The following is a 14,178-nucleotide window of genomic DNA, read 5'->3' as shown; positions in this document are numbered from 1 at the left end:
GCGACCGAACATGGCGGGCCCTTCATCGAAAGCGGATCGTCCCTGGAAAGGACTGCCTTCATTGTCGGTCACCGAGTACGGAACGCCGCGGAGACACGCGGACGACGCCGGGGTTCACGGCATTCCGGGTACTCCGTGGTAGCGCCGGATCAGCGTCCGATCTCGGCCTGCTTGCTCTCTTCGAGGACCGTGCTGATCGCGAGGGCGAGCGAGATGCCCCAGCTCAGCCACAGCAGGATGAGCTTCCAGTCGCGGGGGCCCTGGCGCGTGGCCTGGAGAGCCGAGATGCCGCCGAAGACCGCGGAGATCATGCTGCCGTTGAAAAGGTATTTGCGCATGCCTTCACGCTAGCCGGTAGGGGAGGCCCCCCGCATCCGGGCTTTCGTCCGGCAGCCGGCGTGTGCTAGCGAAGGCTCGCTTGGCGAAGGCGAGCGACGATCGGAGCTGCGCCACGCGGCTGGCGTCGTCGCCACCGCTCGGAAGGTGCACCTCGGCGACGATGCTGCCCGACCACTCCGCCGCGCGGAGCCGCTCGAGCACCGCGGCGACCGGCTGGTCGCCGTCGCCAGGCAGGAGGTGTTCGTCGAGGAAGGCGGCGCGGGGTGACGGGGACGTGCCGTCGCAGAGGTGGATGTGTCGGAGCCGGTCGCCGTAGCGGGTGGCGATCTCCAGCGAGTCCTCGCCGGCGAGGGCCGCGTGCGAGAAGTCGAGCGTGAGCGCCGCACACGCGAGCGGGCCGGGGTCGTATCCGAATGCGAACGGCTGCACGCGGAGCCCCCGGCTCCGGAAGCACGCCATGTTCTCGACCGCGATCTCCAGGCCGTACTGCTCGCTGAGCTCCGCCACGAGGTCGACGAACGCCGCCGCATACCGTCGCTGCCAGCGGAACGGCGGGTGGACGACGACCGTCGAGGCGCCCACGGCGTCGGCGAGTTCGGCGGAGCGACGGAGCTTCACGCGGTGGTCCCGCCCCCACACGAACGCCGTCCTCGTGAGCACCGGAGCATGGATCGAGAGGATGTCCAGCCCGGTCTCGTCGGCCAGCGACCGGAGCGCGACCGCGTCCTGCGTCACCCGGTCCTCGGTCACCATGACCTCGACGCCGTCGTAGCCGGCTTCCGCGGCGAGTTCGAAGGCGCGCCTGGTGCCGGAGGGGTAGACGCAGGAGGTGCTCATGCCGTGGCGGATCATCAGCGCAAGCATATGCTCGCCGTCTGAACACGCGGTTTCGCCGTGCGGAACGCTGCTAGCCTGAAGGGCGAACCCGAGCAACCCGGGAGGGTCATCATCACCAGATATTCCGCGCCTGACGGCGGATCAGCGTCGACCTTCGACTTCATCGTGGTCTCTAACCGACTGCCGGTCGACCGTGTCGTCGATACAGACGGTGCCGAGAGCTGGCGGACCTCTCCCGGCGGACTCGTCACCGCCCTCGAACCCGTCATGCGCGGCGCGGACGGTGCCTGGATCGGGTGGGCCGGGTCGGCCGACCTCGAGATCGAGCCGTTCGACAACGACGACATGTGGATCATCCCGGTGCCGCTGTCGGAGGAGGAGATCGCCCGCTACTACGAGGGCTTCTCGAACGACACGATCTGGCCGCTCTACCACGACGTCATCGCGCCGCCGAGCTACCACCGCGAGTGGTGGGACTCCTACGTGGCCGTCAATCGTCGCTTCGCCCAGGCCGCTGCGGCCGCCGCCTCCGACGGCGCGACCGTGTGGGTGCAGGACTACCAGCTGCAGCTCGTACCGAAGATCCTCCGCGAGCTCCGTCCCGACCTCACGATCGGATTCTTCAACCACATCCCGTTCCCGGCCTACGGGATCTACTCCCAGCTGCCGTGGCGCCGCCAGATCATCGAGGGTCTGCTCGGCGCGGACGTCATCGGGTTCCAGCGCGTGGCGGACGCCGGGAACTTCTCCCGGGCGGTCCGTCGTCTGTTCGGCTACGAGACCAAGGGTGCCGCGATCCAGGTCCCGCTCGACGCCGCGCTCGTGTCCGTCACGACGGACGCCGCGCCCGCCGCGTCGAAGCGAGGCGCTCCCTACCGCACGGTCATCGCGAGGCACTTCCCGATCTCGATCGACAGCCAGGGCTACCAGGCGCTCGCCCAGCGCCCGGAGATCATCGCGAGGGCCAAGCAGATCCGTGAGGAGCTGGGCAATCCGGAGACGATCATGCTCGGCGTCGACCGGCTCGACTACACGAAGGGCATCGGCCACCGCCTGAAGGCCTTCGGGGAACTCCTCGAGCAGGGCAAGCTCGCGGTCGAGGACGTCACGCTGGTCCAGGTCGCGAGCCCCAGCCGTGAGCGGGTCGAGACCTACCGCCAGCTGCGCGACGACATCGAGCAGACGGTGGGCCGGATCAACGGCGACTTCGGCACGATCGGCCACACCGCGATCCAATACCTCCATCACGGGTACCCGCGCGAGGAGATGGCCGCCCTCTACCTCGCCGCCGACGTCATGCTGGTGACGGCCCTGCGCGACGGGATGAACCTCGTCGCCAAGGAGTACGTCGCGGCCCGCTACGACAACGACGGCGTCCTGGTGCTGAGCGAGTTCGCCGGAGCCTCCGACGAGCTGAAGCAGGCGTTGAAGATCAACCCGCACGACATCGAGGGGCTCAAGTCCGCGATCCTGCAGGCGGTCCACATGACGAAGGCCGAACGCGGCCGGAGGATGCGTGCGTTGCGCAAGCGCGTGATGGAGTACGACGTCGCCCGCTGGTCCGCATCCTTCCTCGACGAGCTGCACCGCGTCCGCGACACGGCATCGACCACCGAGCAGGGGAGCACCACCCAGTCATGAGCACCACCGACGAGCCCACCGACACCCTCGGGGGGCTTCCCCTCGGGTTGCGCGCGGAGTTGCGCCGCCTGGCCGACGTCCCGAGCCTCCTGGTCGCCCTCGATTTCGACGGCACCCTGGCGCCCGAGGTCGACGACCCAGACCAGGCACGTGCCCTGCCTGCCGCACGCAAAGCCGTCCTCGCGCTCATGGACCTGCCGGGCACCCGGGTCGCGCTCGTGTCCGGACGCGCGATCGACAGCCTCGTGGCGGTGGCGGAACTGCCCGACCACGCGCTGTTCGCCGGCTCGCACGGTGTCGAGATCCGCCTCGACAACCCCGACGACGCGCTCGCCCTCGACGACGAGGAACGCGAGCAGCGGGAGACGCTGCAGCGGATCCTCCAGGACGTCGCCGGGGGTTACGATAATGTCTGGATCGAGCGGAAGCCGGCAGGGTTCGCCCTGCACACCAGGCTCGCCAGTGAAGAAGACTCCAGGATCGCCCACCTCGAAGCACTCGCCCACACCAAGGACGAGTTCGGCGCCCTGACGGTTCGCGAGGGCAAGAACGTCCTCGAGTTCTCGCTCAGGAGCGCGACCAAGGGCGAAGCCGTCGAACACCTCCGGCGGTACACGAAAGCAGACGCCGTGTTCTATGCGGGCGACGACGTCACGGATGAGGACGCGTTCGGAGCGCTCGGCCCGGGAGACCTCGGGGTGAAGAGCGGCACCGGCGTGACCGCCGCGGATTTCCGGGTCGAAGGACCCTCGGAGATCGCGCGAGTCCTCGGCATGCTCGCGGAATATCGAAGCAACAAGGAAGCCGTAGACTCTTAAAATGCCAGAGATCGACATCAAACCACGCAGTCGTGCCGTCACCGACGGGATCGAGGCGACCACCTCGCGCGGCATGCTCCGCGCCGTCGGCATGGGCGACGAGGACTGGGACAAGCCGCAGATCGGCATCGCGAGCTCGTGGAACGAGATCACGCCCTGCAACCTCTCGCTCGACCGCCTGGCCCAGGGCGCCAAGGAAGGCGTCCACTCCGGTGGCGGGTACCCGCTCCAGTTCGGCACGATCTCCGTCTCCGACGGCATCTCGATGGGGCACGAGGGCATGCACTTCTCGCTCGTGTCGCGTGAGGTCATCGCCGACAGCGTCGAGACCGTCGTCATGGCCGAGCGCCTCGACGGCACCGTCCTGCTCGCCGGCTGCGACAAGTCGCTGCCCGGCATGCTCATGGCGGCCGCGCGTCTCGACCTCTCCTCGGTGTTCCTGTACGCGGGCTCGATCGCTCCAGGGTGGGTCAAGCTGAGCGACGGTACGGAGAAGGAGGTCACGATCATCGACTCCTTCGAGGCGGTCGGGGCCTGCAAGGCCGGGAACATGAGCGAAGAAGACCTCAAGCGCATCGAGTGCGCCATCGCCCCGGGCGAGGGCGCGTGCGGTGGCATGTACACGGCCAACACCATGGCCTCGGTCGCCGAAGCACTCGGGATGAGCCTCCCCGGCTCGGCCTCGCCGCCCTCGGCCGACCGCCGCCGCGACTACTTCGCGCACCGCTCGGGTGAGGCCGTCGTCAACATGCTCCGCCTCGGCATCACCGCTCGCGACATCCTCACCAAGGAGGCCTTCGAGAACGCGATCGCCGTCGCGATGGCGTTCGGTGGTTCCACGAACGTCGTCCTGCACCTGTTGGCGATCGCCCGCGAGGCCGAGGTCGACCTCACGCTCGACGACTTCAACCGCATCGGCGACAAGGTCCCGCACATCGGCGACCTCAAGCCGTTCGGCCAGTACGTCATGAACGACGTCGACCGCCACGGCGGCGTCCCCGTCGTCATGAAGGCCCTGCTCGACGCCGGACTCCTGCACGGCGACTGCCTCACGGTCACCGGCAAGACGGTCGCCGAGAATCTCGCCGACATCAACCCTGACCCGATCGACGGCACGGTCATCCGGACGCTCGACAACCCGATCCACGCGACCGGCGGCATCACCATCCTCAAGGGCTCGTTCGCCCCCGAGGGAGCCGTCGTGAAGACCGCCGGCTTCGACGCCGAGGTCTTCGAAGGGCCCGCGCGGGTCTTCGAACGTGAACGCGGTGCCATGGACGCGCTCACCGAGGGCAAGATCAACAAGGGCGACGTCGTCATCATCCGCTACGAGGGCCCGAAGGGCGGGCCGGGGATGCGCGAGATGCTCGCGATCACGGCAGCCATCAAGGGCGCCGGGCTCGGCAAAGATGTACTACTCTTGACGGACGGTCGATTCTCAGGCGGCACAACCGGACTGTGCATCGGCCACATAGCACCCGAAGCGGTGGACGCAGGTCCAATCGCCTTCGTGCGCGATGGTGATCTGATACGGGTCGATATCGCTGGCCGCTCGCTCGACCTACTCGTCGACGACGCAGAGCTGGAAGCCCGCCGCGAAGGCTGGGCGCCTCTTCCCCCGCGCTATACCCGTGGCGTTCTCGCAAAGTACTCTCGTCTCGTGCACTCCGCAGCGGAGGGCGCGATCACGGGGTAACCGAGCATCTCGTTCGTGCATCTCATCGCTGAAGGAATCATCATGCCCACGGAGTCCCAACCCGTGCCTCACCCCAGAACACCGGCGGCCGCGGCTGCCCCGGAGATCCTGACCGGAGCGCAGGCGATCGTCCGATCGCTCGAGCTGCTCGGGGTCACCGACATCTTCGGACTGCCCGGCGGAGCGATCCTGCCGACGTACGACCCGCTGATGGACTCGACGAAACTCCGTCACATCCTCGTCCGGCACGAGCAGGGTGCCGGCCACGCGGCCGAAGGCTACGCCGCGGCCGGTGGCGGGATCGGCGTCTGCATCGCGACGTCCGGTCCTGGCGCGACGAACCTCGTCACCGCCATCGCCGACGCCTACATGGACTCGGTGCCCATGGTCGCGATCACCGGTCAGGTGTTCTCGACGCTCATGGGCACGGACGCGTTCCAGGAGGCGGACATCGTCGGCATCACCATGCCGATCACGAAGCACTCCTTCCTCGTGAAGACGCCGGAGGACGTTCCTGCCGCCATCGCGGCGGCGTACGAGATCGCCGGGACGGGCCGTCCCGGTCCGGTGCTCGTCGACATCACCAAGGACGCCCAGCAGGCCGAGGCGCCGTTCATCTGGCCGCCGAAGGTCGACCTTCCGGGCTACCGTCCGGTGACGAAGGCGCACGGCAAGCAGATCCAGGCAGCAGCACAGCTCCTGGTGAACGCGAAGAAGCCCGTTCTCTACGTCGGTGGCGGTGTCATCCGGTCGAAGGCCTCGGAAGAACTGCTCGCCCTGGCCGAAGCCGTCGGCGCGCCGGTCGTCACGACCCTCATGGCCCGCGGAGCGTTCCCGGACTCCCACCACCAGCACCTCGGCATGCCCGGCATGCACGGCACCGTCCCCGCCGTGCTCGCCCTGCAGGAGTCCGATCTGCTCGTGTCCCTCGGCGCTCGCTTCGACGACCGCGTGACCGGGAAGGCCTCGCTGTTCGCACCGAACGCGAAGGTCGTCCACGTCGACGTCGATCCCGCCGAGATCTCGAAGATCCGTATCGCGGACGTCCCGATCGTCGGCGACGCGAAGGACGTCATCGTCGACCTGCAGTCGGCCTTCGAAGCAGCCTCCCGCGAGGTCACGCCAGACATCACCGAGTGGTGGGCGTACCTCGACGGTCTCCGCGAGGAGTTCCCGCTCGGCTACGCCGCACCCACCGACGGCCTGCTGGCCCCGCAGCACGTGATCTCCCGCATCGGTGAGCTCACCGGACCGGAGGGTGTGTTCGCCTCCGGTGTGGGGCAGCACCAGATGTGGGCCGCCCAGTTCATCAAGTACGAGCGCCCGAACTCCTGGCTCAACTCCGGCGGCGCCGGAACCATGGGGTACTCGGTCCCGGCCGCCATGGGCGCCAAGGTGGCCCAGCCCGACCGCCACGTGTGGGCGATCGACGGCGACGGTTGCTTCCAGATGACGAACCAGGAGCTCGCGACCTGCACGATCAACAACATCCCGATCAAGGTCGCGATCATCAACAACTCCTCGCTCGGCATGGTCCGCCAGTGGCAGACGCTCTTCTACGACGGCCGGTACTCCAACACCGACCTCAACACCGGACACGACACCATCCGCATCCCCGACTTCGTCAAGCTGGCGGAGGCCTACGGCTGCCTCGCGATCCGTGTGACGAAGGAGGAGGAGGTCGATGCGGCCATCAAGCTCGCGCTCGAGACCAACGACCGCCCGGTCGTCATCGACTTCGTCGTGAGTGCCGACGCGATGGTGTGGCCGATGGTGCCGCAGGGCGTCAGCAACAGCTACGTCCAGTACGCCAAGGACCACAGTCCGTCGTTCGATGAGGAGGCCTGAGCATGAGCAGCCACGTCCTGAGCCTCCTCGTCGAGGACAAGCCCGGTCTGCTGACCCGCGTCGCCGGGCTGTTCGCCCGCCGGGGCTTCAACATCGAGAGCCTCGCCGTCGGTCACAGCGAGATCGAGGGTCTGTCCAGGATCACGGTCGTCGTCGACGTCGAGGAGCTCCCGCTCGAACAGGTGACGAAGCAGCTCAACAAGCTCATCAACGTCATCAAGATCGTGGAACTCGATCCGGCGCAGTCCGTCCAGCGCGAGCACCTGCTGATCAAGGTCCGCGTCGACAACTCCACCCGTTCCCAGGTGCTCGAGGCCGTCAACCTGTTCCGCGCCCGCGTCGTCGACGTGGCCACGGATGCGCTCGTCATCGAGGTCACGGGTGACTCGGGGAAGACGACGGCCTTCCTCAAGGTGCTCGAGCCCTACGGCATCAAGGAGATCGCCCAGTCGGGCCTCCTCGCCATCGGGCGCGGGTCCAAGTCCATCACCGAACGCGTCTTCAAGAACTAGTCGCCTCGGCGACATCGTGCGAAACCACAACCAAGGAGAGAACCACCAGTGACTGAGATTTTCTACGACCAGGACGCAGACCTGTCGCTCATCCAGGGCAAGAAGGTTGCCGTGATCGGCTACGGCTCGCAGGGGCACGCACACGCGCTCAACCTCCGCGACTCCGGTGTCGAGGTCGTCGTCGGCCTGAAGGACGGCTCCAAGTCGGCCGCCAAGGCTGAGGAGCAGGGCTTCACCGTCAAGAACGTGGCCGACGCCTCCGCATGGGCCGACGTCATCGTGATCCTCGCGCCGGACCAGTTCCAGCGCACGATCTTCGCCGAGTCGATCAAGGACCAGCTCGCACCGGGCAAGGCCCTCGTCTTCGGCCACGGCTTCAACATCCGCTTCGGATATATCGAGGCTCCCGAGGGCGTCGACATCTTCATGGTCGCCCCGAAGGGCCCGGGTCACACCGTGCGTCGCGAGTACGAGGCCGGCCGTGGCGTCCCCGTCATCGTGGCCGTCGAGAAGGACGAGACCGGCAGCGCCTGGGCGCTCGCCTGGTCCTACGCCAAGGCGATCGGCGGCCTGCGTGCCGGCGGCATCAAGACCACCTTCACCGAGGAGACCGAGACCGACCTGTTCGGCGAGCAGGCCGTCCTCTGCGGCGGTGTCTCGCAGCTGATCCAGTACGGCTTCGAGACCCTGACCGAGGCCGGCTACCAGCCGCAGATCGCGTACTTCGAGGTGCTCCACGAGCTGAAGCTCATCGTCGACCTCATCTGGGAGGGCGGCATCGCCAAGCAGCGCTGGAGCGTCTCCGACACGGCCGAGTACGGCGACTACGTCTCCGGCCCGCGGGTCATCGACCCGAGTGTTAAGACCAACATGCAGGCGGTCCTCAAGGACATCCAGGACGGCACCTTCGCGAAGCGCTTCATCGAGGACCAGGACGCCGGCGCGCCCGAGTTCCTCGAGCTGCGTAAGAAGGGTGAGGACCACCCGATCGAGGCCACCGGTCGCGAGCTGCGGAAGCTCTTCGCGTGGAACGCCTCGAACGACGACGACTACGTCGACGGCAGCGTCGCCCGCTAGTCTCCGCTCGTCCTGTCGCTCAGCGGCACCGAGTCAGAACGCCCGCCCCGATCCGTCGGGGCGGGCGTTTCGTCGTCTGTGGGAGGCCTCAGGCCGTTGCCACTCCGGTCGTGCCCGGCTCGAGGAAGATCTCGATGACGGGGATCGGGGTGGCGGGTTCGCCGATCGGGAGATGCAGCGTCACCGTGTCCGGACCGAGCCCCTTCGGCTGGGTGTGCTGGTTCGGCAGGTCGTGCTCCGGTCGATGCACCTGGAAGGGGACCTCGGAGCCGTCCGACAGGAGTTGTGCGTAGCGCACCCTGCCGCCGAGTCCCGGCAGGTGCAGATGCACGAACGGCCAGGCGAAGACGTGCACGTAGAGGCGGTCACCGCGCTGGGTGTACCGGACATCGGACGGGCTCGCGAACTCTGACGGACCGCACCCGCGGATCGCGCGTTCGTGCAGCGCGAACCAGTCGGCCAGCACCTCCAGGCGTTCGACGGCCCGAGGATCGATCGTCCCGCGGGCCGTCGGTCCGATGTTCAGGAGCATGTTGCCGTTCTTCGAGACGGAGTCGACGAGCATCCGCAGGAGGAGTTCCGGTGACTTGTAGTCGAGGTTGTCCCGGTCGTACCCCCAGCTCCCGTTCAACGTCTGGCAGGCCTCCCAGCGGAGCGGTCCACCGTCCGCGTCGACCGGTGTCTCGACGGGTTGGTACTGCTCCGGAGTGGTGACATCACCCGGGAGCTCCAGTCGGTCGTTGATGAGGATGTCCGGCTGCAGCTCGCGGATCATCGAGACGAGTTCCTCGGATCCCCAGTCCGCCGCACCCTTGCCCGGCAGTCCCTCGATGCCCTGCGAGTAACTGAAGTCGAAGAACAGGTAGTCGACCGTGCCGTACCCGGTGAGGAGTTCGCGCACCTGACCGTGGAGGTAATCGCGGTAGCGGCCCCAGTCGCGGTCGGCGTTGGCGGCGAGCGCTTCGGGGTCGTTCCGGAGCGGGTGGATCCCGTCGACGGTGAAGTCGGGGTGATGCCAGTCGATCAGCGAGTGGTAGAAACCGATGCGGAGCCCTTCGGCCCGGAAGGCCTCCACGAACTCGGCCACGAGGTCACGGCCGGCGGGCGTGTGCATCGAGGTGAAGTCGGTGAGTGCCGAGTCCCAGAGGCAGAAGCCGTCGTGGTGCTTCGTCGTGAGGACGGCGTATCGGAAGCCGGCGGCCTTCGCCTGCCTGGCCCAGGCGCGCGGGTCGAAGCGGTCGGGGTCGAAGTGCTCGCGGTAGCGCTCGTAGTGCGCGGCGGACAGGTGTTCCCGCGTCTGCACCCATTCGTGCCGGGCGGGGAGCGCGTACAGGCCCCAGTGCAGGAAGAGTCCGAATCTCGCCTCGTCGAACCAGGCGGCGTCGGGTCTGGTGGTGTTGGTCTCGGTCACGGCGGCCTTTCGATCGTCGAGCGGGTTCACGGCGATGCGGGCAGGCTAACACGAAAGGTCGGATGTCTGGCCGCATCGTGCGGCAAACGGCGGCACACACCGTCAGCGTCCTACCGGCGGTTCAGCCGTCGGTGGGCTCGGCGAGCTGCACCGGTGTCCCGGTGTCCAATGAGGTTTTCGCCGCGAGAGCGACGGCGAGCGCCGCGATCGCGCTCGGCCCGGTCACCCGCACCGGTTCGACGTCTCGCTCGACGCAGTCGAGGAACGAGGCCATCTGTCGCTGATAGGGGTCGGTCTCGTCGAGCTCGTACGGCCGACTCGGCGTCGCGGAACCGAGCGCCTCGATCGAGAGGGGTGCGCGATGCGTCGGGGACGCGCCCACGAAGCGGTGCGCGAGGAGGCCGGTGCTGCCGAGTACTTCGATGGCCGAGCTGAACCCGAAGGCGGGCGGGAGGTCCATCGACGTCAGGACGCGCCCGATGCCGCCGTCGGCGTACTCGACGGTCGTCTCGATCGGTCGGTCTGAGCCGGTCCGGCGGCTCGAGACGGCACGCGGCGTGCCGAGGAGCCGGTTCAGCTGGTCGAAGTCGTGGATCGCGAAGTCCACCAACGGGCCGCCGGAGCGTCGCTCGTCCTGCCACCACGGGGACGGGGGAGCGGGGGCGCTCAATCGTTCGGCCGTGACCGCGAGGGGCGTGCCGACGGCGCCGGCGCGCACGGCGTCGTCGATCGCCTCGTACCCGCCGAAGAACCTGACGACGTGCGCGACCATGAGGATGCGTCCAGCCTCCTCGGCGGCACGGAGGATCGCGTGGGCGTCGGCGAGTTCGAGGGCGATGGGTTTCTCCAGCAGCACGTGCTTGCCGGCTCGGAGCGCGCGGACCGCGAGGTCCCGGTGGGTGTCGGTCGGCGTGCAGACGACGACGATGTCGACCGAGGCGTCGTGGAGCACCTCGTCGACGGAGGTCGTCAGCCGCGCGCCCGGTGCTTCGGGCATGGGCCTCGGAGAGCGCGCCGAGCATAGGTAGGCGATCCGGTCGGCTGCGCCGAGTCCGGCGAGGGCGCGGACGTGCGCCTGCCCCATGGCGCCGGTGCCGATGACGGCGATGTGCCCCGGCGTCATCGGGTCGCCCCCGCCGCCAGGTCGTCGCGCAGCCGACCGAGCGTCGCGTCGTCGACGTCCTCGCCCAGCATTCTGAGGCCGAGGGCCGCGGCGCCGACGAGGCCGTCGGCGACCGGGACGAGTCGGGCTCCCGCGGCCGCGGCCGACAGGCGGTCCCTCGCAGAACCGACGGCCGGGAGGAGGCCGTCCACGAGGACGCTCCCACCGACGACGAGCGCGGCGTCGTGGTCTTCCGAGCCCGGATCCGCGACGCGCTCCACGAGCAGCGTCAACCGGTCTACTGCGGCGTCGAGGATCGCCACCGCGACCTCGTCGTCAGTGGCCAGGAAGGCGAGCGGCGCGAGGCGTGCGATGGCGATGGGCGGACCGTCGTTCACGGACCGGATGAGCGCGTCGAGCGCCGACGATCGGCGACGGTGCGCGTGGTCGGAGGTCGTCGTCTCCGGTGTGATGCCGATCATCCGGCAGAGCAACGGGGTGAGCGCGGTCCTCGGTCCGATGTCGTCCAGGTCGGCGGCGACCGCGCGGATCACCCGACGGGCGATCCAGAACCCGGAGCCGCCGTCGCCGAGGAGCCACCCGGCGCCACCGACCTCGCGGACGACCCGGCGGTCCCTGATCCGTCCGGCGACGCTCCCGGTGCCCGCGACGAGGACGATGCCGTCGGGAGACGCCGAGCCGGATCCGTACATGCCCAGGAGATCCGGTTCGATGACGACCGGTCCGAGTCCGAGCGGGCTGAGGTGCGCGTCGAGGGCCCGCCGGTAGGCGTCGGACACCAGTCCCGCCTGCGTGATCACCACGGGCGACCCGGTCTCGACGGCCGGGCCGGACGGCGTGCTCCCGGCCTGGTCGAGCGCGGCACGGACCGCGAGGGCGATCTGCGCGGCAGCGGCGTCGACGCCCGACGAGGTCGGATTCCCGCCGCCCGCCCGCCCGGAGCCGAGGCGCCGGGCCGAGGCGTCGACGAGCGCCGCGCGGGACGAGGTGCCGCCGGCATCGACCGCCAGTGTTGTTTTCATCATCGTCATCATCTCGAAACATGTTGCCGTGGGCCACAACGTACTGTAAGAATCAGTTTCGCGTCCCTCCAACGAAGGAGAAAAGGAATTTCCATGACTGTTTCCGTCCGCACCGACCCACCGGTCGAGCACGCCACCGGCGTGACCAACCGGATTCGGTCGCGGATGCCGGAGATGTCCGGGGTCATGCTGCGGATCGCGGACTACCTCCTGGAGAACCCCGACGCCCCCCTCACCCTCACGATCGGTGAACTCGCCGCCGAAACCGGCGTCTCCGCGGCGACCATCACCCGCTTCTGCCGCATCATCGGGTACACGGGGTACGCGCCGTTCCGGGTCGACCTCGCGAAGGACTTCGGTCGCAGCACGGCCCGCGACTCCTGGCGCACCGACATCGGTCGGGCGTTCGGTCCCGACGATTCGGCGCCCGACGTCCTGAGCACCCTGCTCAACGCCCACACGCGGACGCTGCGCGAGACCGCCGAGGTGATCGACCTCGACGTCATGCTCGAGATCGCCGGAGCGATCGCGAGGAGCCGGAACGTCGACATCTACGGTGTCGGCGGGAGTGCGATGCTCGCCGACGAGATGCAGGCGAGGCTCTACCGGATCGGCATCAGCACGCACGCCTGGTCGGAGGTGCACGCGGGCCTCACGAGCGCGGCGATCCAGGGACCCGACACGGTCGCCCTCGGTATCAGCAACACCGGACGCACCGAGGAGACCATCCAGATGCTCCGCCAGGCCGGCCGCGCCGGCGCGCTCACCGTGGCGATCAGCAACAACCCGGATTCCCCGCTCGTGGCCGAGTCGGCCCTGGCCATCATCACCTCGGCCCACGAACGGTTCCTCCAGCCGGACGACCTCTCCGCCAAGCACGGCCAGCTGTTCGTCCTCGACCTGCTCTACCTGTTCGTCGCCCAGCAGAACTTCGAACGCACGACCAAGCGCCTCGCGGCCTCCGCGCTCGCGGTCGCCCCCCACCGCCGACCGACGAGGGCCGGAGCCCTCTCCGAGACCCCGTCGCCCGTTGGCGTCTGAGAGGAACCGCATGAGCACCGCATCCACCACGAGCTGGACGGATCACCTCGACCAGTACACCGAGGAGGTCACCTCGCGTATCGCCGACATCACCCGGGCGGCGCGGTCCGGCGAGCTCGACCCCGCGATCGACCTCCTGATCACGGCGCTCGACCAGGGCGCGGTCATCCAGGCGTTCGGTACCGGCCACTCCGAGGCCTTCGCGATGGAGATCGCCGGCCGTGCGGGCGGGCTGATCCCGACGAACAAGATCGCCCTGCGCGACGTCGTCCTGCGCGGCGACCGGTCCGTCGACGACCTCGGTGGTGCCGCACTGGAACGCAGCGGCGACGTCGCGGCGGAACTGTTCGCGATCTCCCCCGTGGGGCCGGGCGACGTGTTCATCATCGCCTCGAACTCCGGCGTCAACGGGTCGATCGTGGGGCTCGCCCTGCTCGCGAAGGAGCACGGCCACCCCGTCATCGCGGTCACCTCGCTCGAGCACACCTCGCGCGTCGAGCCCAAGCACCCGAGCGGACTGCGGCTCTCCGAGGTCGCCGACGTCGTCCTCGACAACCGCGCCCCCTTCGGGGACGCGACCATCGAGGTCCAGGACGGCGTCCCGGTCGGCGCGGTCTCCTCGATCACGGCCGCGTACCTCGCGCAACTCCTCACCATCGGCGTCGCGACCAGGATCGCGGCGACCGGCGAGACCCCACCGCTCTACATCTCGGCCAACATCCCAGGCGGCGACGAGCACAACGGTGTGCTCGAGGACCGTTACCGAGGCCGGATCCGACGTGACGCCTGAGCCTGAGGCGCCCCGACACCCGC

The 14,178-nt window shown here is 68.7% G+C and carries 13 protein-coding genes; 8 read left to right on the top strand and 5 right to left on the bottom strand.

The features are described from left to right. Positions 1-149: 149 nt before the first annotated feature. A complete protein-coding gene (locus ASF68_RS03915) occupies positions 150-338 on the bottom strand; it encodes a hypothetical protein (protein ID WP_056007086.1) in 189 nt (62 codons plus the stop codon). A gap of 4 nt (positions 339-342) precedes the next feature. Beyond that, positions 343-1,176 (bottom strand): sugar phosphate isomerase/epimerase, encoded by an 834-nt coding sequence (locus tag ASF68_RS03910; protein WP_200936391.1) that lies wholly within the window; start codon positions 1,174-1,176, stop codon positions 343-345. A 162-nt stretch (positions 1,177-1,338) separates the two neighbouring features. Here ASF68_RS03910 and otsA point away from each other — a divergent pair, with 162 nt between their 5' ends. From otsA to ilvC, 6 genes are read left to right on the top strand one after another with little or no spacing between them, the layout of a single operon-like run. Beyond that, positions 1,339-2,817: an alpha,alpha-trehalose-phosphate synthase (UDP-forming) gene (gene otsA, locus ASF68_RS03905; protein ID WP_082498642.1), complete on the top strand. Its 1,479-nt coding sequence runs from the start codon at positions 1,339-1,341 to the stop codon at positions 2,815-2,817. Then, positions 2,814-3,635 (top strand): trehalose-phosphatase, encoded by an 822-nt coding sequence (gene otsB / locus ASF68_RS03900; protein WP_056007081.1) that lies wholly within the window; start codon positions 2,814-2,816, stop codon positions 3,633-3,635. The genes otsA and otsB overlap by 4 nt, the downstream gene beginning before the upstream one ends. Position 3,636: 1 nt before the next feature. Continuing rightward, positions 3,637-5,331 (top strand): dihydroxy-acid dehydratase, encoded by a 1,695-nt coding sequence (gene ilvD / locus ASF68_RS03895; protein WP_056007079.1) that lies wholly within the window; start codon positions 3,637-3,639, stop codon positions 5,329-5,331. A gap of 42 nt (positions 5,332-5,373) precedes the next feature. After that, complete coding sequence (locus tag ASF68_RS03890; RefSeq protein ID WP_056007077.1) at positions 5,374-7,179, top strand: acetolactate synthase large subunit; 1,806 nt, start codon at positions 5,374-5,376, stop codon at positions 7,177-7,179. Positions 7,180-7,181: 2 nt separating this feature from the next. Beyond that, on the top strand, positions 7,182-7,691 hold the full coding sequence (gene ilvN / locus ASF68_RS03885; protein WP_056007074.1) for an acetolactate synthase small subunit: 510 nt from the start codon (positions 7,182-7,184) through the stop codon (positions 7,689-7,691). Between the two features lie 48 nt (positions 7,692-7,739). Beyond that, entirely contained in the window at positions 7,740-8,768 is a 1,029-nt protein-coding gene (gene ilvC, locus ASF68_RS03880; RefSeq protein WP_056007071.1) for a ketol-acid reductoisomerase, read from the top strand. A gap of 88 nt (positions 8,769-8,856) precedes the next feature. Here the strand turns inward: ilvC and ASF68_RS03875 are convergent, their stop codons facing one another. The 3 genes from ASF68_RS03875 to ASF68_RS03865 all read right to left on the bottom strand — a co-directional run bounded on the left by ASF68_RS03875 (position 8,857) and on the right by ASF68_RS03865 (position 12,327). Then, positions 8,857-10,179: an alpha-L-fucosidase gene (locus ASF68_RS03875; protein ID WP_056011326.1), complete on the bottom strand. Its 1,323-nt coding sequence runs from the start codon at positions 10,177-10,179 to the stop codon at positions 8,857-8,859. A gap of 121 nt (positions 10,180-10,300) precedes the next feature. Beyond that, positions 10,301-11,302, bottom strand: a complete 1,002-nt coding sequence (locus ASF68_RS03870; protein WP_056007068.1) for a Gfo/Idh/MocA family protein — start codon at positions 11,300-11,302, stop codon at positions 10,301-10,303. Continuing rightward, positions 11,299-12,327, bottom strand: a complete 1,029-nt coding sequence (locus tag ASF68_RS03865; RefSeq protein ID WP_162239336.1) for an N-acetylglucosamine kinase — start codon at positions 12,325-12,327, stop codon at positions 11,299-11,301. Before ASF68_RS03865 ends, ASF68_RS03870 begins: the two co-directional genes overlap by 4 nt. A gap of 90 nt (positions 12,328-12,417) precedes the next feature. Between ASF68_RS03865 and ASF68_RS03860 the strand changes: the two genes are divergently transcribed. Next, positions 12,418-13,365, top strand: a complete 948-nt coding sequence (locus ASF68_RS03860; protein WP_056007063.1) for a MurR/RpiR family transcriptional regulator — start codon at positions 12,418-12,420, stop codon at positions 13,363-13,365. Between the two features lie 10 nt (positions 13,366-13,375). Continuing rightward, the gene (locus ASF68_RS03855) at positions 13,376-14,155 is read left to right on the top strand and encodes a sugar isomerase domain-containing protein (protein ID WP_056007060.1); all 780 of its coding nucleotides are present in this window, start codon (positions 13,376-13,378) and stop codon (positions 14,153-14,155) included. Positions 14,156-14,178 lie beyond the last annotated feature (23 nt).

It is taken from the genome of Plantibacter sp. Leaf314, assembly GCF_001423185.1.
Lineage (GTDB): Bacteria > Actinomycetota > Actinomycetes > Actinomycetales > Microbacteriaceae > Plantibacter.
This window is presented reverse-complemented; position numbering and strand designations above follow the sequence as displayed.